Source organism: Mesorhizobium amorphae CCNWGS0123, from assembly GCF_001686985.1.
Lineage (GTDB): Bacteria > Pseudomonadota > Alphaproteobacteria > Rhizobiales > Rhizobiaceae > Mesorhizobium > Mesorhizobium amorphae.
In genome coordinates, this window is sequence record NZ_CP015318.1 from 4,734,551 (window position 1) to 4,753,810 (window position 19,260).

General features: G+C 63.4%; 21 protein-coding genes. 8 read left to right on the forward strand and 13 right to left on the reverse strand.

The annotated features are described in order from the left end of the window. Position 1 precedes the first annotated feature (1 nt). Entirely contained in the window at positions 2-1,219 is a 1,218-nt protein-coding gene (locus A6B35_RS22385) for an ABC transporter permease (RefSeq protein WP_006205000.1), read from the forward strand. 22 nt (positions 1,220-1,241) lie between these two features. Here A6B35_RS22385 and A6B35_RS22390 read toward each other — a convergent pair whose 3' ends face one another. Further along, positions 1,242-2,165 carry a DMT family transporter gene (locus tag A6B35_RS22390; RefSeq protein ID WP_006204999.1) on the reverse strand — a complete coding sequence of 308 codons (924 nt, stop codon included), beginning with the start codon at positions 2,163-2,165 and terminating at the stop codon, positions 1,242-1,244. A 240-nt stretch (positions 2,166-2,405) separates the two neighbouring features. On the opposite strand from A6B35_RS22390, the gene A6B35_RS22395 reads away from it, so the two are divergent. Beyond that, positions 2,406-2,648: a hypothetical protein gene (locus A6B35_RS22395; RefSeq protein WP_006204998.1), complete on the forward strand. Its 243-nt coding sequence runs from the start codon at positions 2,406-2,408 to the stop codon at positions 2,646-2,648. Positions 2,649-2,685: 37 nt separating this feature from the next. Here A6B35_RS22395 and A6B35_RS22400 read toward each other — a convergent pair whose 3' ends face one another. Beyond that, positions 2,686-3,162 carry an Lrp/AsnC family transcriptional regulator gene (locus tag A6B35_RS22400; protein ID WP_006204997.1) on the reverse strand — a complete coding sequence of 159 codons (477 nt, stop codon included), beginning with the start codon at positions 3,160-3,162 and terminating at the stop codon, positions 2,686-2,688. A gap of 147 nt (positions 3,163-3,309) precedes the next feature. Here A6B35_RS22400 and A6B35_RS22405 point away from each other — a divergent pair, with 147 nt between their 5' ends. Then, entirely contained in the window at positions 3,310-4,431 is a 1,122-nt protein-coding gene (locus A6B35_RS22405) for a 1-aminocyclopropane-1-carboxylate deaminase (RefSeq protein ID WP_006204996.1), read from the forward strand. 20 nt (positions 4,432-4,451) lie between these two features. Here the strand turns inward: A6B35_RS22405 and A6B35_RS22410 are convergent, their stop codons facing one another. Both A6B35_RS22410 and A6B35_RS22415 read right to left on the reverse strand, forming a co-directional pair. Further along, entirely contained in the window at positions 4,452-5,198 is a 747-nt protein-coding gene (locus A6B35_RS22410) for a hypothetical protein (RefSeq protein ID WP_006204995.1), read from the reverse strand. A 2-nt stretch (positions 5,199-5,200) separates the two neighbouring features. Next, positions 5,201-6,313, reverse strand: coding sequence for an endonuclease/exonuclease/phosphatase family protein (locus tag A6B35_RS22415; RefSeq protein ID WP_006204994.1), 1,113 nt, complete (start codon positions 6,311-6,313; stop codon positions 5,201-5,203). Positions 6,314-6,491: 178 nt separating this feature from the next. On the opposite strand from A6B35_RS22415, the gene A6B35_RS22420 reads away from it, so the two are divergent. Then, the gene (locus A6B35_RS22420; RefSeq protein ID WP_006204993.1) at positions 6,492-7,025 is read left to right on the forward strand and encodes a BA14K family protein; all 534 of its coding nucleotides are present in this window, start codon (positions 6,492-6,494) and stop codon (positions 7,023-7,025) included. 171 nt (positions 7,026-7,196) lie between these two features. Further along, positions 7,197-7,481 (forward strand): PilZ domain-containing protein, encoded by a 285-nt coding sequence (locus A6B35_RS22425; RefSeq protein ID WP_040583616.1) that lies wholly within the window; start codon positions 7,197-7,199, stop codon positions 7,479-7,481. Between the two features lie 97 nt (positions 7,482-7,578). On the opposite strand, the gene ilvC is transcribed toward A6B35_RS22425, so the two are convergent. The 3 genes from ilvC to A6B35_RS22440 form a co-directional block, all read right to left on the reverse strand. Continuing rightward, positions 7,579-8,598: a ketol-acid reductoisomerase gene (ilvC, locus tag A6B35_RS22430; protein WP_006204991.1), complete on the reverse strand. Its 1,020-nt coding sequence runs from the start codon at positions 8,596-8,598 to the stop codon at positions 7,579-7,581. 24 nt (positions 8,599-8,622) lie between these two features. Further along, a complete protein-coding gene (locus A6B35_RS22435; RefSeq protein ID WP_425277672.1) occupies positions 8,623-9,273 on the reverse strand; it encodes a TetR/AcrR family transcriptional regulator in 651 nt (216 codons plus the stop codon). A 164-nt stretch (positions 9,274-9,437) separates the two neighbouring features. Then, a complete protein-coding gene (locus A6B35_RS22440; RefSeq protein WP_040583597.1) occupies positions 9,438-9,896 on the reverse strand; it encodes a MarR family winged helix-turn-helix transcriptional regulator in 459 nt (152 codons plus the stop codon). A gap of 98 nt (positions 9,897-9,994) precedes the next feature. Between A6B35_RS22440 and A6B35_RS22445 the strand changes: the two genes are divergently transcribed. Further along, positions 9,995-10,783: a glutathione S-transferase family protein gene (locus A6B35_RS22445; protein WP_006204988.1), complete on the forward strand. Its 789-nt coding sequence runs from the start codon at positions 9,995-9,997 to the stop codon at positions 10,781-10,783. On the opposite strand, the gene A6B35_RS22450 is transcribed toward A6B35_RS22445, so the two are convergent. Beyond that, complete coding sequence (locus tag A6B35_RS22450) at positions 10,731-11,969, reverse strand: FAD-dependent oxidoreductase (protein ID WP_006204987.1); 1,239 nt, start codon at positions 11,967-11,969, stop codon at positions 10,731-10,733. The two genes, A6B35_RS22445 and A6B35_RS22450, sit on opposite strands and share 53 nt — an antisense overlap. Positions 11,970-12,048: 79 nt before the next feature. After that, on the reverse strand, positions 12,049-12,456 hold the full coding sequence (locus A6B35_RS22455) for a winged helix-turn-helix transcriptional regulator (protein ID WP_006204986.1): 408 nt from the start codon (positions 12,454-12,456) through the stop codon (positions 12,049-12,051). A 136-nt stretch (positions 12,457-12,592) separates the two neighbouring features. On the opposite strand from A6B35_RS22455, the gene A6B35_RS22460 reads away from it, so the two are divergent. Continuing rightward, positions 12,593-13,486: an SDR family oxidoreductase gene (locus tag A6B35_RS22460; protein WP_006204985.1), complete on the forward strand. Its 894-nt coding sequence runs from the start codon at positions 12,593-12,595 to the stop codon at positions 13,484-13,486. A gap of 42 nt (positions 13,487-13,528) precedes the next feature. Here A6B35_RS22460 and A6B35_RS22465 read toward each other — a convergent pair whose 3' ends face one another. The 3 genes from A6B35_RS22465 to A6B35_RS22475 all read right to left on the reverse strand — a co-directional run bounded on the left by A6B35_RS22465 (position 13,529) and on the right by A6B35_RS22475 (position 17,365). After that, on the reverse strand, positions 13,529-14,569 hold the full coding sequence (locus tag A6B35_RS22465) for an SDR family oxidoreductase (RefSeq protein WP_006204984.1): 1,041 nt from the start codon (positions 14,567-14,569) through the stop codon (positions 13,529-13,531). 32 nt (positions 14,570-14,601) lie between these two features. Next, positions 14,602-16,521, reverse strand: coding sequence for a potassium transporter Kup (locus tag A6B35_RS22470; protein ID WP_006204983.1), 1,920 nt, complete (start codon positions 16,519-16,521; stop codon positions 14,602-14,604). A 103-nt stretch (positions 16,522-16,624) separates the two neighbouring features. Next, entirely contained in the window at positions 16,625-17,365 is a 741-nt protein-coding gene (locus A6B35_RS22475; protein WP_006204982.1) for a pyridoxine 5'-phosphate synthase, read from the reverse strand. A 108-nt stretch (positions 17,366-17,473) separates the two neighbouring features. Here A6B35_RS22475 and A6B35_RS22480 point away from each other — a divergent pair, with 108 nt between their 5' ends. Continuing rightward, positions 17,474-17,878 (forward strand): SpoIIAA family protein, encoded by a 405-nt coding sequence (locus A6B35_RS22480; protein ID WP_006204981.1) that lies wholly within the window; start codon positions 17,474-17,476, stop codon positions 17,876-17,878. Here A6B35_RS22480 and A6B35_RS22485 read toward each other — a convergent pair whose 3' ends face one another. Further along, complete coding sequence (locus A6B35_RS22485) at positions 17,879-19,006, reverse strand: ATP-dependent DNA helicase (RefSeq protein WP_006204980.1); 1,128 nt, start codon at positions 19,004-19,006, stop codon at positions 17,879-17,881. Positions 19,007-19,260 lie beyond the last annotated feature (254 nt).

A 19,260-nucleotide genomic window follows, 5' to 3' on the forward strand; every position in this document is an offset into this window, starting at 1 on the left:
AATGATCTGGGAAACCGTCCGCCTCTCTCTGATTTCCATCCGCCGCAACGTGCTGCGCTCGTTCCTGACCTTGCTCGGCATCGTCATCGGCGTCGCCGCGGTTATCGCCATGCTGACCATCGGCTCCGGCACCACCGAGAAGGTCAAGGCCGACATCTCCAAGCTCGGCAGCAATTTGCTCGTCGTCCGCTCCGGCCGCCCGGCCGGTCCCGGCGGACCAGGCGGCCTCGACCAGGTGGTGCGTCCGCTGGCCGAAAAGGATCTCGCCGCACTGGTCGCCCACCTCAGCGGCGCGCGCGCCATCTCGCCCGCCTCGCAAAAACAGGTGCGCGTCATCTTCGGCACCGAGAGCCTGACCTCGGGCATCACCGGCACCGACAGCGCCTATCTCGATGCTCGCGACTGGAAGCTGGTTTCCGGCCGTCCGTTCAGCGATTCCGAGACACGCTCAGGCACCGGCGTCTGCCTGGTCGGCGAGACGGTGCGCCAGCAATTCTTCGGCGCCGGCGACCCCGAAGGCGAGATCATCCGCGTCAACCGCACCTCCTGCAAGATCATCGGCCTGCTCGAGCCCAAGGGCTATACCGGCTTCGGCCAGGACCAGGACAATGTCGTGCTGATGCCGCTTGCCGCCTACCAGCGCCGCATCGCCGGCAACCGCGACATCGACAACATCTACATCGCCGCCGACGAGCGGACGCCGACCACCGAATTGCAGCCGCGCGTCGAGGACATATTGCGCGACACGCGCCGCATCACGCCGGACCGCGATGACGATTTCTCGATCCGCGACATGACCCAGATCGCCGACGCCATGGCCAGCGCCACCACGACGATGACCGGCATGCTCGGCGCCGTCGCCGGCGTCAGCCTGCTGGTCGGCGGCATCGGCATCATGAACATCATGCTGGTCTCGGTCACCGAGCGCACCCGCGAGATCGGCATCAGGCTCGCCATCGGCGCGCATGAGAAGCACATCCTCATCCAGTTCCTGGTCGAGGCCACGGTGCTGTCGCTGCTCGGCGGCATCATCGGCATCCTGATCGGCCTGGCGCTGGCCGGCATCGCCTCGGTGGCGCTGACCATCCCCTTTGCGCCGAGCCCGGCGGTCATCCTGCTTGCCGTCGGCTTTTCGGCGCTGATCGGCATGGTGTTCGGCTTCTTCCCAGCGCTGCGTGGCGCCAGGCTCGACCCGATCGACGCGCTGCGGCACGAATAGGGCCCCCTGGCGAGATCGACCGTCAGGATTCTTGCGACGGCGCAACTCTGCGTGCTGAGCCAAAACCGAACGGCCAGCCAAGGTTCACAGCAAGTCCCGCCAGCAGGATCAGGATCAGGCCGGCGCCCTGCATGGCGCTTATCGAGCGGCCGAATACGAAAAAGTCCGAGAGCAAGGCGGCAACCGGATTCAGGAACGACCCGGCCGCTATGACCGTGATCGGAAGCCTGGGATAGGAAGAGTAGAGCAAGATATACACGACGCCGGTATGGATGACGCCGAGGCCGACAAGCCAGCCCCACATGCCGTTGCCAGCGCCCTGGAGCGCGGTCAAATCGACGAAGGGCGCAAAAACGACGATGCCAATCAGACAGTGAATGGCGCTGAGAACGCTAGGCTTCACCGTTTTGACGGCGCGGGTGGTCAAGGTGGTGGCGGCGTAGAACAGCGACGCGACAAGCGCCAGGCCGACGCCGATCAGCCAGTCGTGATCCGCCCGCATGACGCCGAGTTTCGGGATGATCGTGAGGATGAGGCCGAGAAACGCGACGCAGATCCATCCCAGCCTATCCCGCGACAGCCTCTCCTTGAGCAGCAACGCCCCGGTCAGCACGATCCAGAATGGTTGCAGATGATAGATGATCGTCGCAAACCCGATCGAGGTCAGTTTGAAGGCCTCGAACAGGGCTAGCCAATTCAAGACGAGGCAGACGCCGCTGACCAGCACGAGCGGCCACAGCGCCCTTTGCGTGATGAAGAGGCTCTTCCATCCCTCCCGCAGGCAGGTCCATCCGACGAGGGCTATCGCACCGAAGACACAGCGAAAAAAGATGACATTGAGCGTTGGTTGGCCTGACTCAATGGAAAAGAGACCGGCCGTACCGGATATAGCCATACCGGCGGAGAGCATGATTGCCGCTCGCGTCAGCCCCGATCTCGCTTCCATTGTCATTCCATTTCACTTTTCGCGAGGCTTCATCCGCTGCTTTGCACCCGAATTAGTTGGGGGCTGCTCTTGCAGAAAGAGCCACTTGCAAAATGCCGATCGACCAGCCGGACTTGGAAATCTTTGGGGCCTGCCGTGCCAGAATCCCTATCGTCGCCAAGCCGGCAGTGCTAGCGCGTGGGACGGCAATTGGATAATCGTCATGCCACTGCACCACGCGATCGAAGCAAGGAAGAGCCGGTGAGCCGCAAAGCCCGTGTGTTGATCATGCTCGTGATCATCGAGGCTGCCCTTGCCGGTCTCTGGTGGTACCTGGCCCGCTACGGGCTGGCCAATCCCGATCGCGTCGCTCCCAACTTCCAGGAAGTTGTCGGCCAGACCATGGGAATGGCGATGGGCGCGCTGCTGGGCCTCGGCTTCATCCTGTTCTTCGTCGCCGCCCGCAACGACCGCAAGGCAGCGCAGGGCAAGAGGCAAGGCTGACCGTCAGCCAAACATGGAAACAGGGACCAGCGGCCGGTCAAAACGGCAGTCGCGCGTTTTCTTTGACCTCCTTCATGACAAAGAAAGTCCGGGTCTGCCGAACGCCTGGTAGCGCGATCAGCTTCTGCCCGTGGAGCTTGTTGAAATCCGCCATATCGCGAACTCTTATCTTCAACAGATAGTCGAAGTCGCCGGCCACAAGATTACAATCCAGGACTTCCTTGAGCTTGTGCACGGCCTCTTCGAAAGCAGCGAAGCTTTCAGGTGTCGAGCGGTCGAGCACGACGCCGACCATCACCAGCGCGCCAAGCCCTACCGCAGCGGGCGCGATCTCCGCCCTGACCCCGGTGATGTAGCCCTCTTCAAACAGGCGTTGCGTGCGCCGATGGCAGGTGGCGGCGCTGACATTCACGCGGGCCGCCAGGTCGGCATTGCTCAGCCGTCCCTCGGCCTGAAGGGCGCGCAGGATCCTGACGTCGATGCGGTCCAGAGTTTCGGTGGAAGATTCTTCCATTTATAGGCTCTCAAGTGGACGATCAGGTCAATCATACGGCAATTGTGTGAGATGTGTGTAAGTTTCATTAGCAAGTTCGAGAGCACCTTTCGCAGGAGTCCGCCTATAATCAATCCATAGAAATGACCCCGGCGGAGACTAATATCGATGTCACTTCTCGCAAAGTTTGAACGTTATCCGCTGACCTTCGGCCCGACGCCTATCGAGCTTCTGCCACGGCTGAGCGCGGCGTTAGGCGGGAAAGTACAGGTTTACGCAAAGCGTGATGATTGCAATTCCGGGCTCGCCATGGGCGGCAACAAGCTGCGAAAGCTCGAATACATCGTGCCGGACGCTCTTCGCAGCGGCGCCGACACGCTGGTGTCGATTGGCGGCGTTCAGTCGAACCACACGCGGATGGTCGCCGCGACAGCAGCCAAGATCGGCATGAAGTGCGTTGTAATCCAGGAGAAATGGGTGCCCCACTATGATGCGGTATACGACCGGGTCGGAAACATCCTGCTGACGCGCCTGATGGGCGCGGACAGCCGGCTCATCGACGACGGCTTCGACATCGGCATCCGCAAGAGCTGGGAGGACGCGATCCAGTCGGTGAAGGACGCCGGCGGCAAGCCCTATCCGATCCCGGCCGGCGCCTCCGTGCACAAGTTCGGCGGGTTGGGCTATGTCGGCTTCGCCGAGGAGGTGGCCAGGCAGGAAGCCGAACTTGGCTTCACTTTCGACTATGTCATCGTTTGCGTTGTAACCGGGTCGACGCAGGCCGGCATGATCGTCGGCTTCGCCGCGCAAGACCGCGCCGACCGGGTGATCGGCATCGACGCCTCCGGGACGCTCGACCAGACCCGCGCCCAGGTCCGCCGCATCGTCGACGACACCGCCGCCCTCGTCGGGCTCGGCCGCGCCGTCCGCGACGACGAAATCGTCATCAACCCCGACTATGCCTATCCCGCCTATGGTGTTCCGTCGGACGCTACGAACGACGCGATCCGGCTGGCGGCCCGCACGGAGGCCATGATCACTGATCCTGTGTACGAGGGAAAGTCGATGCAGGGCCTGATCGACCTGACCAGGAAAGGCTTTTTCCCCGAGGGTTCAAGGATTCTCTACGCGCATCTCGGTGGCGCGCCGGCCATCAATGGCTACAGCTACTACTACAAGGACGACGGCCCCACCCTTCCAAACCGTCGGAAACCGGCTGCTGTCCCTGTGGGCGAACCTCGCATTGGGGAAAGCACGAGACACGACGCCCTACCGCCGCTCTTTCCGTAATCCGGCTTCCGTTCAGGCGGTCAACGAAACGACGGGGCGCCGCTCGGGTCTTGGCCGCTGCCCGCGAAGTGCCACTCGATCAGCAGCTTCATGTACCCCATCAGTCCTTCCGGCAGGTCGGAAGCATGGCGAATGATCACAGGGCCTTCGATCTCCGGCTCCGCTTCGGTCGCAACAAAGGCGCTGATGCGCCGCGCGATCTCGTCGGCTGGCTCGGCAACTCTATAGTGGCGGAAGATCACCGTGCCGCTCGGCGAGGATAACGCGTAGTAGCGGTGGCCGCGTTGCGCACCCGACAGATCGATCCCGGTCTCTTCGCCCACTTCGCGCATCATGTTGAAATCGACATCGACGAGGCCGTCGCGGAAATCGATGGGTTCGAACGAGCCGGCGGCGAAATAGACGCGGCCGGCATTGACCGTGTGCGGACCCATGCGGATCGCCACCAGCGCATTGTCGCCAGCGACCAGCATGGCATGGGCATAAGCATGCTCGGCACCCGAATTCTCACGCCGCTTACGCCAGAGCATGAACGTGGAGTAGTTGACCGCATGGCAGCGGCCAACCAGGCGTCGGTCGCGATAGGCAAGTGCGGAGAGCAGCACCACCGTGCCATCGAAAAGCGCGGGATTGGCCTCTATCTCGCGCTGCCAGTTCTCGGCGATCGCCCGTTCGTTGTCGCGCGCAAAGGGATGCGGGCCGGGGTCGAGCCGAACGTCGACGGCGTCGACCGGCAGGATGATGTTGCGCGGCAGGTCGAAGCTCACGTTCAGGCCATGTCCAGCGTGATCGCCACCGGGCAGTGGTCGGATGCCTTCGGCCGGTCCCAGCCGGCGCGCGGGAAGCGGTCGACCTCCTGGCCGACCGGAAAGATGACGCGCCAGGGCTGGCCGCTGCGGATGATGTCGGGAACGGCCGTCGCGTTCTTCGCCGCCAGCCCCTTCGACAAAAGGATGTAGTCGAGCTGGCACAGATGCCGCTCCTGCGGACCACGCGTGTGATAGAAACTCCAGCGATCCATCTCCGGCCGCCGTTCGACGACGTTTTCGCAAAAGCCGCCGGCGGTCAAAACGTTGATGCAGGACTGGCTCTCGTCGATCACCTGGAAGCGGTAGCCGTCGAAACTGTCACCCTCGATCTTCACCCGCTGCCGGTAATCGTTCATGTCGCCGCAGATCGCCCAGCGCTTGTCGGCGGCATGATCCTTGCCGAAACGCTCCTCGATGATGCGGCGCACCGCTTGCGCCTCGGCGACGCGGATCGGCATCGTTGCCTCGCGTCCGTCGAGCCCGTTGCGCGGCGACCCCATCGATTTGAAATGCACGAGATAGAGCGTCAGCGGCACGCCGCCGACGGTCACGTCGATCTCCAGGCAGTCGCGCCGGAAGATGCGCTCATTGGCATCGTTTCCGAGTGCAGCCAGTTCCGGCGTATGCAGCCCGAACTGCTCGTAGGTGACATAGGCGTGGCTGGTCATGCGCACGAATTCGATCGGCTGTCCCTGCGCGGTCTCGTTGCGCATCATGACGGCGACGTCGATGCCGCGTGAATCATTGCCGGCAGTGGTGTATTTCTGCCGGTAGCCCTCCCCCACCATCTTGAACAGATAGCCGTATTCGAAGGCCTTGAGCGCCTCGATATTGTCGACCTCCTGCATGCAGATGATGTCGGCCCGGGTGGCGGCGATCGCCAGCGCCGTCAGCTGGCGCGTGTCGTCGGACTGGGCGATGGCGCGGGCCTGCTCCAGCATCCTGTATTCGGCCTCGCTCTTGATATCGAAGAGCGCCAGTGTGCGGTCCTCGTTGAGCTGGTTGCGATAGCCGGAGAAATCGAACCTGTTCATCAGGTTCTCGACGTTGAAGGTGGCAAGGCGCAGCGACATGGCCGTGACCTTTGCCCGCAAGCGGGCACGAAGACAAGGGGCCCGGTCTCTGCCCGCCATGGTTGATCGCCATGGTTGACGGAACCTTTCCGTTCATCCTCCGTTCAGACGGAAAGGTCCATCAATAGGCTTCTTCCCGGGTAATCTGGGCGTGGGGCCTTGTTCTTCGGAGAGTGCCATGAAACCGCTCTTTTTGTCTTCTGTCAGAGGTCTGGTGACCCTTGGTCTTTTGGCGGGCCTGACGGCTCCGTCGCTGGCCGGCCCGATCCCGCAACCCGATCTTTCGGTCTCGGTCAATTCCGCGGCGTCCGGAATCACACCCGTGCGCGACGAATGGGCTGGCGGCAACGACCGGCAGGTCTATCAGGATTGGCGTTGGCGCAACCGTGGCGGCAATTTCCGCGAGCGTCGTTATTCCCGCAACTGGGACAACGGCGACAACTGGCGCTGGAGACGTCACCATCACCGCCGCCATTTCCGTGGCGGTGACGCGGCCCTTCTGGGATTGGGCTTAGGCCTGGGTCTGGGCAGCCTGGCCTACGGCAATTACTACGATCCCTATCCGCGTTACGTTCAGCCGCGGCGCATATACCGGTCGTCCAATGCCCATGTCCAGTGGTGCTACGATCGCTACCGCTCTTACCGGGCCTGGGACAATACGTTCCAGCCTTACAATGGTCCCCGTCAGCAGTGCTGGTCGCCCTATAGCTGAGCGGCAGATATGGGAATGCCCGGCGGCGTCGCACGATGCGGCGCCGCTTCGCTTTCGGCGACAGGTTCCGGCAAAGCCGATCGACGCTAACGCTCTGTTTATCAGGCCGGTTTATCGACTGATCTGATCGGAGCGCTCCCCGAGCGACGATCGCCCCTGGGATTTCGCATGATGGCCGAGGACGAAAACAGAGACAGGCACCGGCAGCGCGTGCTCAAGGGCGCGTCGATCCTGACCGGCATCTCCAACTCCGAAGTCAAATGCACGCTGCGCAACATGCATGCGGGCGGCGCCGAACTCAAAGTCCCGATCGGCGCGCGCGTGCCGGACGAGTTCCTGCTCTATGTGCCGGCCGACGGCATTGGCTACAAGGCCGTGGTCCGCTGGCGCCGCGAGGATCGCATCGGCGTCGAGTTCACCGGCACTGAGCCGAAGCCGCATTGGCACTACGGCTGAACGTCGGCCTTCGGCAAACCGGCTCTCCACCGCTTGAGCGGAAAGAAAAAGCCGGCGGATCGCTCCACCGGCTTTCGCAGCAACCATAAGCAGCGAATTAGTTCTTGGCCTTGTCGACCAGCTTGTTCTTGGAAATCCACGGCATCATCGCACGCAGCTTGGCACCGACTTCCTCGATCTGGTGGCTGTCGTTGTTGCGGCGGATGCCCTTGAAGCGCGACAGGCCGGCGCGGTATTCCTGCATCCACTCCGAGGTGAATTTTCCGGTCTGGATGTCCTTCAGCACGCGCTTCATCTCGGCCTTGGTCTCGGCGGTGATGATGCGTGGACCCGAAACATATTCGCCCCATTCGGCGGTGTTCGAGATCGAGTAGTTCATGTTGGCGATGCCGCCCTCATAGATCAGGTCGACGATCAGCTTGACCTCGTGCAAACACTCGAAATAGGCCATTTCCGGCGCGTAGCCGGCTTCCACCAGCGTCTCGAAGCCGGCGCGGATCAGCTCGACCAGGCCGCCGCACAGCACCACCTGCTCGCCGAACAGATCGGTCTCGCATTCCTCGCGGAAGTTGGTCTCGATGATGCCCGAACGACCGCCGCCGACGCCGCAGGCGTAGGACAGCGCCAGGTCGAGCGCGTTGCCCGAAGCGTCCTGGTTGACGGCGACCAGGCACGGCACGCCGCCACCCTTCTGGTATTCGCCGCGCACCGTGTGGCCCGGGCCTTTCGGTGCGATCATGACGACGTCGACCGACGCCTTCGGCTCGATCAGGCCGAAATGCACGTTGAGGCCGTGCGCGAAGGCGATCGCGGCACCGTCGCGGATGTTCGGCGCGATCTCGTTTTTGTAGATGTCGGCCTGCAATTCGTCGGGCGTCGCCATCATCATCAGGTCGGCCCATTTGGCGGCTTCCGCCACGCTCATCACCTTGAGACCGTCGGCCTCGACCTTGCTGGCGGTCGCCGAGCCGGCCTTGAGGCCGATGGCGATGTCCTTGGCACCGGAATCCTTGAGGTTGAGCGCGTGCGCCCTGCCCTGGCTGCCATAGCCGATGATGGCGACCTTCTTGCCCTTGATCAGGTTGAGATCGGCATCGCGATCGTAATAGACACGCATTTTCGTCTTCCTTCCCGTTTGGTATCAGAGGCCTTGCGGCCCGGTTTTTGCTCCGAAAAGAGCGAGAAACTGTTGCGTCGCCCGGGCGGCATCGCCGCCGATTGTCGCCTCAGTCAATTCCAGCCGGTCGCCGAGCAGCAGACGGATCTGCACGTCGCGGGCGACCAGCCCGAAAAAGCTCCGGAACGCCGTTTCGGCATCCGAAAAGTCGAGAAGCCCGGCCTGACGACCTGCTTCCAGCACCGGCTTCAGGCGCCGGGCCAAAGCGAAGCGGCCATTCTCCAGCACAACGGCGCCAAGATTGTCCTTGCCCGATCCGGCATGACCGACCGCCACCCGGTTCAGCGCGATCGAGGTGTCGCTTGAGATCACGTTGAGCCAATCGGACGCGAAGCGCTCCAGGCTCGCGGTCAGCGAGGCGAGGCCGAGCCCCTTGCCGTCGACCGGCGCCACGCGCACTTTCGAGGCCTGCCACTGCACCGTCGCCGTCAGCAGCCCGTCGCGGTCGCCGAACCATTTGTAGAGCGTTTCCTTGGAGCAGCTCGCCCGGCGCGCCACCGCCGTCATGGTCAGATTATCGCCCTCCTCGACCAGCAGGCGAAGTGCTGCATCCAGCACGGCCTTCTGCCGCTCCGTCAGCGCTTCGCTGGTGTCGATATCGGCGCTTGCCTGCAACAAAACTTTTCTTCCTGCCCGATGATAGCCAGTCGATCACATGGCGTACCGTACGTTACGGTTCGGCATATTGCGCAAAGCCGACCCTGACGCAAGAGCCAAAATGGAAATAATCGGCGACAGACCGCGAACAGCGCGCAATAGCCGACCAGTGCTGGCCAGGCTCAGTCGCCGGCGAGCGGATGGCGCAGCCGCCCAAGCAGGGCCGCCAGTGTTTCGAGGTCTGCGGCCGGAAGTCGGGCGCCGACCAGCTCCGCGATCGACCTGCCATAGACGGCCCACATAAGGCGACGCGTTTCGCGTCCCTTGCCGGTGATGCGGATGGTCTGGCCGCGGCCGTCATCCGAGACCGGCAGTTTCTCGACCAGCCCGTCGGCTTCGAGCCGCGCCAGCAGCCGCGACATGTTGTATTGCGCAAACAGGGTCCGCTCGATCAACTGGAACGGCCGCAACCCGCCCTCGCCCGCTTCGGCAAGCTCGTGCAGCACGTCGTACCAGGCCAGCGGTGGCAGGCCGCCCTCCTTCAGCGCATCCTCAGCCTTCTCGACGAGCTGGCGCGAAACACGCATCAGGCGGGCCCAAGCCTTGATGGCCTCGGGCGAAGGGGCGGCTTTCATGTTCATGCGAGCAGCATAGGCGATAGATGCAATTGCATCAAGCTTGACGATAGATGCTTCCGCATCTATATAGATGCATATGCATTAACCTTGGAAAACAGCCGATGAAACGCGAAATCCGCAAAATCACCGACATCCCGGATACGGGCGGCCTGATCGATAGGACGACCGACAAGCTCATCCTGGTCAGCCATCATCTCTGCCCCTATGTGCAGCGCGCGGCGATTTCCCTTGCCGAAAAGGGCGTGCCGTTCGAACGCATCACCATCGACCTCGCCAACAAACCTGCCTGGTTCGAGGCGATATCGCCGCTCGGCAAGGTGCCGCTGCTGCGCGTCCGGCAGAACGGCCAGGAGACGGTGATTTTCGAATCGGCCGTCATCCTCGAATTCCTGGAAGAGACCGAGGCCAATCCGCTCCACCCTGCCGACCCCTATGCCCGCGCCCGACACCGCGCCTGGATCGAGTTCGGCTCGGCCATCCTCAACGCCGTCGGCCGGTTCTATTCCGCTGCCGGCGAGGCCGCCTTCCGGGCCGAGAGCGAAGGCCTGGCGGCGATGTTCGATCGGATCGAGACAGAACTGGCCGATCGCACCTCCCCGGGACCGTGGTTCGCCGGCGAGCGCCTTTCCCTCGTCGATACCGTCTACGGGCCGATCTTCCGCTATTTCGATGTCTTCGACCGGATCGGCGATTTCGGCATTCTCGGCGGAAAGCCGCTTGTCCGGGCGTGGCGCAAGGCATTGAGCGAGCGCCATTCGGTACGGGACGCGGTTGCCTCAGACTATCCGCTGCGGCTGCATGCCTTCCTGCAGGCGAAGGGCTCGCATCTTTCGGAACTCATCCTGAGGAGCGATCAGGCCACTTCGCTTCCTTTAGCCCGATCGGCCTGAACGGATCGATCACCGTCCCTGCCACCATCGAAGCGAGCAATTGAGGCGCCGGCGGGATCCTTGCGATCGTTGCCACCAGCCGGTCGCGAATGAATGGCAGCGCCGCGGAGTCCGACTGGTAGAACGGCGTGAACGCGAGCGACAGCGCCTGGAATATCCGCACATGCCAGCGCCGCGCCCTTGCATAGGCCTCCAGGGCGGCGTCGACGCTATCGGTCCGCGCCAGCGCGTGGCTGAGCGCCGCCGCATCGAGCAGCGCCATGTTCGCCCCTTGCCCGAGCTGCGGGCTGGTCGAATGCGCCGCGTCACCGACGATCGCCAGCCGGCGGCCGGCCGGCAGCCTCATCGTATGATGGCCGTAGCGCGCCAGCGACAGCTGGTCGAAACTGTCGATCTGACTGGTGAACGCCTCGCACTCGGGCCACAGCGAGACCACCCTCGCCTTCCAGGCTTCGAGCCCCGCGGCCCGTACGCTTTCTGCGTCCGCCGGCTTCAGGCTCCAGAAAAAGGCCGCCATTCTTTCGGCGCCGGGTTCCGGCCGGCCAATCGGCAGCACGCCGACCATGATTCTGGCCCTGTCGTAGCGCTGCAGCAGCGCGTTTTCGTCGAAGCCCTCGCCACGCCAGCCGAGCGAGGCCCAGAACGCGCCATAGGCCAGCGAGCGCGTCTCGCCCGGACCCTTCAGGCACTGGCGCAGCTTCGAGCGCGAACCGCTGGCGTCGACGACCAGATCGAAGGGTCCGATCCTTCTTCCATTGGCGCTGGCGAGCATCACACGTTCGCCGCTCTCCAACGCGTCGATCTCGACACTGGTTTCGACGGCGATCGCCTCACGCTTGGCGGCACGGAACAGCACGCCGAACAGCGCCGCACGATGCACCGCCAGCCCGAACCGGCGGCCGCGCTGCGCATCGTAGCGGACGGCGAGCACCGTGCGGCCACTCCTGGCATCCGCCCCGTGCAGACGATCGATACGGCTGCCCAGCGCCAGGATGTCGTCGAGCAGGCCGAGATCGGCTAGCACGGTCAGCCCGGTCGGCTGCAGGATCAGCCCGGAACCGACGGGCTTCGGCTCGTCGAAGCGCTCGAAGATGGTGACGCGGTGCCCGGCGCGTTTCAAATAGAGCGCCGTGGCCAGCCCCGCAGGCCCGGCGCCGGCAATCGCGATGTCGAGAGATTTTTCCATTGCCCGCCCAAACCGGAGTGGCCGGACAATCCTTCAGGGGCGTGGCCAAATCAAGCCTGCGCCACCGGTGTCAACAACGTCAGGCCTGCGCGTCGAAAGCCGTCCGCGCGTCGCGCACGGCCTCATGGTTGAGCTCGGCCCATTGGACGAGTTGATACAAGGGATGGAACATCGACCGTCCAAGATCGGTCAGGCTGTATTCGACGCTCGGCGGCTTGGTCGGGAACACCTTGCGATGCACATAGCCGTCGCGCTGCAGTTCAAGCAGCGTCTGCGTGAGCATGCGCTGCGAGATGTCGGGAACCAGCCGGCGCAACTCACCGAAGCGATAGGGCTTTTCCGCCAGCGCCATGACCAGCAAAGGGCTCCATTTGCCATTGATGCCCCGCATGACGTCGCGGACCGGGCAATCGGCGAAATTGGCGCCCGCCGTCATGGCTTTGTAGATCTCTAGCTTCGATTTCAGATTGACGATCTTGCCGTCCATCGCTGGTTCCCTGCGTGTGCCTACCTCCCGAAAAACTGCCTTCTTTACGGCAACAGGTCAATTCCTATTTTAGTGCTGGTCTCCTTTTGAGACCACCACAGCACCCGCCGCTTCGGCGCAAAATCAGGATCTCCCGATGACCGAAACCCTTCTCGTCACCGGCGCCTCCGGCCAGCTTGGCCGCGGCGTCATCCATTATCTCCTGGACGCGCACAAAATTCCGCCGGGGCAGATCATCGCCACGACGCGCAATCCGGAGGGCCTGGCCGATCTGGCGGCGCGCGGCGTCGTTGTCAGGGCCGCCGACTTCAGCGACGCAGCCTCGCTGGAAAGCGCATTCAAGGGCGCCGACAGGGTGCTGATCATCTCGACCGGCGATCTCGATCTCAAAACCGGCAAGCGCCTGAAGCAGCACGAGACTGCCGTCGCCGCGGCCAAGAAGGCCGGCGTTGCGCACCTGCTCTACACCTCGATGCCCAACCCCGAACCGGTATCGCCGGTGTTGTTTGCCGGGGACCACTACGGCACCGAGCAGGCGATCAAGGCCAGCGGCATCCCCTATACGATTTTCCGCAACGGCTGGTACCAGGAGAACCTGTTCATGGCGCTGCCGCACGCGATTGCCTCGGGACAGTGGTACACGTCAGCGGGCGATGGCCGTATTGCCCACGCTGCGCGCGACGACATGGCGGCGGCGATTGCCGCCGGCCTCGCTTCCGGCTCGAGCGAAAGCAAGACCTACACGCTGACCGGCCCGCAGGCCCATACGACAGCCGAGATCGCCGCTTTGGTCAGCGAAGTCACCGGCAAAAAGCTGGACGTCATCCAGCTGCCCGACGAGGCCTTGACCGAGGGCGTGAAGGCGGCCGGCGTTCCCGAGGAATTCGCGCGCGTCATCGTTTCCTTCGACGCCAACACGCGCTCCGGCCGCATCGCCATGGTGACTGACGCGATCGAAACGCTTTCAGGCAGGAAGCCGCAAACGCTGAGAGCGTTCCTCGAGGCGAACAAGGCCGCCTTGGCCGGCTGAGATCTGCGGTGCGGGAGCCAGGTAGGTCGGCTTCCCGCGCCGCTATTTCGACGTCTTGGTCAGCCCCAGCCGGATCAGGCTTTCGCCGGTCGCAACCAGCGCATCTTCGCGCGAACGCGGTGCCCAGCCCAGCAGGCGCACGGCCTTCGCACTCGTTGCGTTCCTGGCCTTGCCCAACTCCGTCACGATCTGGGCCGCTTGCCCGTCGAACAGGCCGACGAGCCTCACCAGCCAATCCGGCAGCACTCTTGTCGGAACGCGCGACGCTGCATGGCCCAGCCGCGCTTTCAGCGTTTGTGCGATCTCCAGCATCGTCATGAAATCCCCGCTGATAGCCAGGAACCGTTCGCCCTTGGCGGCGGGGTTGGTCATGGCGCGCAGATGCAGATCCGCCACGTCCCGCACGTCGACCACGCCGAACAGCATGCGTGGCAGACCGGGCATCGCACCGTCCAGCAGGCGTCCTATGAAATCTGTCGAGGTCGAATGGTCGGGACCCAGAACCGGTCCGAAAATCCCGACCGGATTGACGACTGCCAGCTCCAATGCGCCGCCTTGATCGGCAATGAAATCCCACGCTGCCCGCTCCGCCAGCGTCTTCGATTTCACATAGGCGCTCACCTTGTCCGCCAGATTGGTCCAGTTCTCCTCCGTGAACGGACGTCCGGCAATTGGCGTCTGGCCGTAGCCGACGGCAGCAAAGGAGGAGGTGATCACCACCCGTCTGACGCCGGCGTCCCGCGCGGCCCTGAGCACGCGCAATGCGCCTTCGCGGGCAGGAACGATCAGATCGTCCTCATGTTTCGGCACGCCGGGCGGAAACGGCGAGGCGACATGGAGGACATAGTCGCAACCGGCAACGGCCTGCGCCCAGCCTGCGTCGGCCATGAGATCGGCATGGGCAAAGGAGAGCGCATCGCCGGGCTCGGTGCCGCCGACCCTCAGCATCGCCAGGACATCGGCTTCACGCTTGCTGGACCGCACGGTCGTGCGAACGCGGTAGCCTGCATCCAGCAGAGCCAGGATGCAGTGAGCGCCGAGGAAGCCCGACCCGCCGGACACAAGCACCAATTCGCCGCTCATGCCCGCCTCCTCGATGATCTAGTTCGAGCCCATCAAATCGCCACCTGCGTGCCGATCTCGACAACGCGCCCGGTCGGAATCTGGAAATACTCGGTCGCATCCGCCGCCGTGCGCGCCAGGCCGATGAACAGCTTGTCCTGCCACACCGGCATGCCTGAATTGGGCGAGGCCTTGAGCGAACGCCGCGACAGGAAGAAGGACGTCGTCATGATGTCGAACTTCCAGCCCTGCTTGCGGCAGATCGCCAGCGCGCGCGGAATGTTCGGCTGTTCCATATAGCCGAAGTTCAGCGTCACCCGCATGAACAGCTCGTTGACCGTCTCCATCTTGACGCGGTCGCTGTCGGGCACGACCGGCTGCGGCGCCGTCACCACCGAAAGGATGACGTTCTGTTCGTGCAGCACCTTGTAATGCTTCAGGCTGTGCATCAGCGCGGTCGGCGCGCTCAGCGGATCGCTGGTCAGGAACACGGCCGTGCCCGACACCAGTTGCGGCTTCTTCTTCAGCAGATTGCCGGCGAGGAAATCGAGCGGGATCTCGTTGCGGCGGGTCTTGTCGAACAGATAGCGGCTGCCGCGCACCCAGGTCCACATGGCGAGCACGACGGTGAAGGCCACCGCCAGCGACGCCCAGCCGCCTTCGAAGACCTTGACGATGTTGGAGGCAAAGAAGCCTATATCGATGAAGGCGAACAATGCCGTCATCGCAATTGCCACCCAGAGCCGCCATTTCCAGATACGGGTCATGACAACAAAGAGCAGCACCGTCGTCACCAGCATGTTGCCGGTGACCGAAATGCCGTAGGCCGAGGCAAGCCGGCTCGATTCGCCGAAACCGACGACCAGCAGCATGACCGTCAGCGCCAGCAGCAGATTGACGCGCGGCATGTAGATCTGGCCGGATTGTTTTTCCGACGTGTGCAGGATTTCGAGCCGCGGCAGCATGTTGAGCTGCACCGCCTGCCTGGTTAGTGAAAAGGCGCCGGAAATCACCGCCTGGCTGGCGATCACGGTTGCCGCCGTCGCCAGCACCACCATCGGGATAAGCGTCCAGCCCTGGTTCATCTCGAAGAACGGATGGCCGACGACACCACCATGCGCCAGCACGAACGCGCCCTGCCCGGCATAGTTGAGCAGCAGGCAAGGGAACACGATCGCCAGCCAGGCGAGCACGATCGGCTTGCGCCCGAAATGGCCGAGATCGGCATAGAGCGCCTCGGCGCCGGTGACGGCGAGGAAGATGGCGCCGATGGTCACGAAGGCGACGTCAGGCGAATTGATCAGGAAGGCGACGATGTAGTGCGGGCTGACCGCCAGCAGGATTTCCGGGTCGTCGACGATGTGGTTCAGGCCGGAAAGCCCGATGGCCAGGAACCATACGGCCGTCACCGGGCCAAACACCAGGCCCACGCCGCCCGTGCCGAACCGTTGCACCGCGAACACCATGGCGAGAATGAGCAACGTCAGCGGCACCACATAGGGCTGGAACGCTGGCGTGACGACATTCATGCCCTCGACCGCCGAAAGCACCGAGATTGCCGGCGTGATGACGGCGTCACCAAAGAACAGCGAGGCGCCGACAATGCCGACGCCGAGGATGACCGCCGACCGCGCCGGGAGACTGCCGCGCGCCAGCGCCATCAGCGACAGCACGCCGCCCTCGCCGCGGTTGTCCGCGCGCAGCACGAACATGATGTATTTGATGGTAACGATGATCGCCAGCGACCAGATGATCAGCGACAGCACGCCAAGAATATCGCCGCGCTCGGCGACATTGCCGCCGGACGAAGCATGCAATGCCTCGCGAAACGCATAGATCGGACTGGTGCCGATGTCGCCATAGACCACGCCGAGCGCGCCCAGCATCAGCACCTTGGTGCTATGCTGCTCGATTTCAGGATGGCTCGATTGGTCGACGGGTTCTGCCTCACTACCAGTGTTGGCAAGGGCCATAAACGACACTCCGATAAACGCGCGGTGCTCTACGCTTGCTGCAATGCAATATCAAGTGCCCCGACGTTATGGCTTCCATGCCGGCAACGCGGGGCTTGCGTCTCTACCACCCGCAAGCCCTGAGAAACCGCCCCACCGTGCCGGCCATGCCATACTCCAACGCATCGGCTGTCAACCCATGTCCGATCGACACTTCGGCCAATGCCGGAATGCGCTTGGCCAGCGCCGGCAAATTGTTCACCGTGAGATCGTGCCCGGCATTGACCTGCAGCCCCGCCCCAAGCGCTGCATCCGCAGTTTTTCCCAGTCTTTCCAACTCCTTGGCCGCCTTGGCGAAATCGGAATGGCAGCTGCCATATGGCCCCGTGTAAAGCTCGATCCGGTCGGCACCGATCTCGCGCGCGATCCTGGCGCCGTCCGGATCCGAATCGGAAAACAACGACACGCGCACACCTGCCTTTTTCAGACGTTTGACGATCGGAGTGAGGAATGCGGCGCTCGTAGCAAAGTTCCAGCCATGGTCCGACGTGGCCTGTGCCGGGTCGTCGGGCACCAGCGTCACCTGTTCCGGCTGGTGCTTTTCCACAAGCGCCAGGAAATCCTCCGACGGATAGCCCTCAATGTTGAACTCGGCCTTGGGAAATTCGTCATCGATCAAGGCCCTGATCTCCGGCAAATCGGAATGCCGCGTATGCCGCTCATCGGGTCGCGGATGCACCGTCAGCCCATGCGCGCCGGCGGAAAGAGCAAGGCGCCCGAGTCCGGTGACGCTCGGCCATGGCAGGTCGCGCCGGTTGCGCAGCATGGCGATGGCATTGAGGTTGACGGAGAGCTTTGCGGGCATGGCATCGGGTCCAGTTTCACGAGACGGGGCGCATCTATAGCGCCTTTGTCGGGAACAGACAGAGGGTTTTGGGTGTTCCAAGGGGATGAACCGCGAAAGGAACAGCCCTTGAATTTTCTCGACGCCGTGCCGGCGGTGCGCCGCATCGACACCGACCGTGAAGACCTTTTCGCTGTCGATATCGTCGGCCATGTCGCGGCCGCCGACGCGGAAAACCTGTTCGGACTGCTGGAGGCGGCCTATGCGCTCCATCCGAAACTGGACGTGCTGGTGCGCCTGATCGACCACGACGGCGTCGACTGGCCCCACGTGTCCGACGAAACCGCCAGGCAGGGCACGGCCCATGCCCTGGAGCATGTCCGCCGCTGTGCCGCGGTCGGCGACCCGGACTGGATCCCCTACGCCCAGGGCTTCTTCGCCACGCCGCCGCCTTTCGAACTCAGGCATTTCGACCGGGAGGACGAAGCGGCGGCATGGCGCTGGCTCGACGCCAGGCCGGCCAAGCCGCCATGATCATCTGACGATCGTCAGCCGTTCGGCCGCGCGGGTGATCGCGGTGTAGAGCCAGCGCTGGCGGGTTTCTTTGAACGCCCAGCTTTCGTCGAACAGCACGATCTCGTTCCATTGCGAGCCCTGCGCCTTGTGCACGGTCAGCGCATAGCCATAGTCGAAATCGTCGAAGCGCTTCTTCTGCTGCCAAGGAATCTCGGCATCCGGATCCTCGAATGCCGCCTTGAGCAGCTTTATCTTGGCGACGCCGCGGTCCGGATCGTCCTCTTCCGGCGAGACCAAGAGGTTGATGCCCGGCTTCACCGTCTCGCGCGACGAGGTCATCACCTTCCACAGCGAGCCGTTGAGCAGGCCCTTGGCCGGATCGTTGCGCAGGCAGACCAGCTTGTCGCCGGCTTGCGGATACTCGGCATTGAAACCCTTCAACTCGCGCAGCCGCTGGTTGTAGCGTCGCCGCGTGCGGTTGGTGCCGACCAGCACCTGGTCCGCCTTCAGCACCAGTTCCTGGTTGACGTCTTCCTTACCAATGACCTGCGCCGTGCCGTAGTCGCCGCGCATGAATTCGCGGCCTTCGCGTACGTCGAGCGCCAGCCGGATGATCGGGTTGTCACGGGCCTGGCGGTGGATTTCGGTCAGCAGCGCATCCGGCTCGTGGTCGGTGAAGAAACCGCCGCCCGAGATCGGCGGCAACTGGCCGGGATCGCCGAGCACCAGGATCGGCGTGCCGAAGCTCATCAGGTCGCGGCCAAGCTGCTCGTCGACCATCGAGCATTCGTCGATAATGACCAGCTTGGCGCGCGAGATCGGGCTCTGCCGGTTGAGCGAGAAGGTCGGCGAGATCGAGGTCTTGCCGGTCACCTCGTCCGACACCGATTCCTCGCCCTTGGGCCTGTAGATCAGCGAATGTATGGTGCGGGCGTTGGTCGCCCCCTTGGAGCGCAGCACCTGTGCGGCCTTGCCGGTGAAGGCGGCGAACTGAACCTGGCCGTCGACATGCTCGGCGAAATAGCGCGCCAGCGTCGTCTTGCCGGTACCGGCATAGCCGAACAGCCGGAACAGCTGCGGTCGGCCTTCCTTGAGCCAGCGGGCGACCGCCTTCAGGGCATCATCCTGTTGGGGAGAGAATTCCATCAGCGCGAAAGACCGGATTCGCAAGGGAAAGACAAGGCCGCCACCATCAATGCCGAAGATGGCGCCGCCGACCGCCTTCAGTGGCGCAAACTATCAGGTGCGCATCGGAACGTAAAGGGAACAAACCAGTGTGTGCCACGGACCGACTGAATCCAGGCTTTGAATTGTCGCCTTGCAACATCATATGCTGGCTCGGTCAAAACCGATCGACGCGAGGCAGCCGGGAAGCCAAGCGCGGTCCTATTAACGAGAAT

Excerpts from the sequence above, each read along its gene's own strand:
- A6B35_RS22385 (WP_006205000.1), top strand. The coding sequence starts at position 2 with ATGATCTGGGAAACCGTCCGCCTCTCTCTGATTTCCATCCGCCGCAAC.
- A6B35_RS22390 (WP_006204999.1), bottom strand. The coding sequence starts at position 2,165 with ATGGAAGCGAGATCGGGGCTGACGCGAGCGGCAATCATGCTCTCCGCC.
- A6B35_RS22400 (WP_006204997.1), bottom strand. The coding sequence starts at position 3,162 with ATGGAAGAATCTTCCACCGAAACTCTGGACCGCATCGACGTCAGGATC.
- A6B35_RS22405 (WP_006204996.1), top strand. The coding sequence starts at position 3,310 with ATGTCACTTCTCGCAAAGTTTGAACGTTATCCGCTGACCTTCGGCCCG.
- A6B35_RS22415 (WP_006204994.1), bottom strand. The coding sequence starts at position 6,313 with ATGTCGCTGCGCCTTGCCACCTTCAACGTCGAGAACCTGATGAACAGG.
- A6B35_RS22420 (WP_006204993.1), top strand. The coding sequence starts at position 6,492 with ATGAAACCGCTCTTTTTGTCTTCTGTCAGAGGTCTGGTGACCCTTGGT.
- A6B35_RS22425 (WP_040583616.1), top strand. The coding sequence starts at position 7,197 with ATGGCCGAGGACGAAAACAGAGACAGGCACCGGCAGCGCGTGCTCAAG.
- ilvC (WP_006204991.1), bottom strand. The coding sequence starts at position 8,598 with ATGCGTGTCTATTACGATCGCGATGCCGATCTCAACCTGATCAAGGGC.
- A6B35_RS22440 (WP_040583597.1), bottom strand. The coding sequence starts at position 9,896 with ATGAACATGAAAGCCGCCCCTTCGCCCGAGGCCATCAAGGCTTGGGCC.
- A6B35_RS22445 (WP_006204988.1), top strand. The coding sequence starts at position 9,995 with ATGAAACGCGAAATCCGCAAAATCACCGACATCCCGGATACGGGCGGC.
- A6B35_RS22450 (WP_006204987.1), bottom strand. The coding sequence starts at position 11,969 with ATGGAAAAATCTCTCGACATCGCGATTGCCGGCGCCGGGCCTGCGGGG.
- A6B35_RS22455 (WP_006204986.1), bottom strand. The coding sequence starts at position 12,456 with ATGGACGGCAAGATCGTCAATCTGAAATCGAAGCTAGAGATCTACAAA.
- A6B35_RS22460 (WP_006204985.1), top strand. The coding sequence starts at position 12,593 with ATGACCGAAACCCTTCTCGTCACCGGCGCCTCCGGCCAGCTTGGCCGC.
- A6B35_RS22465 (WP_006204984.1), bottom strand. The coding sequence starts at position 14,569 with ATGAGCGGCGAATTGGTGCTTGTGTCCGGCGGGTCGGGCTTCCTCGGC.
- A6B35_RS22470 (WP_006204983.1), bottom strand. The coding sequence starts at position 16,521 with ATGGCCCTTGCCAACACTGGTAGTGAGGCAGAACCCGTCGACCAATCG.
- A6B35_RS22475 (WP_006204982.1), bottom strand. The coding sequence starts at position 17,365 with ATGCCCGCAAAGCTCTCCGTCAACCTCAATGCCATCGCCATGCTGCGC.
- A6B35_RS22485 (WP_006204980.1), bottom strand. The coding sequence starts at position 19,006 with ATGGAATTCTCTCCCCAACAGGATGATGCCCTGAAGGCGGTCGCCCGC.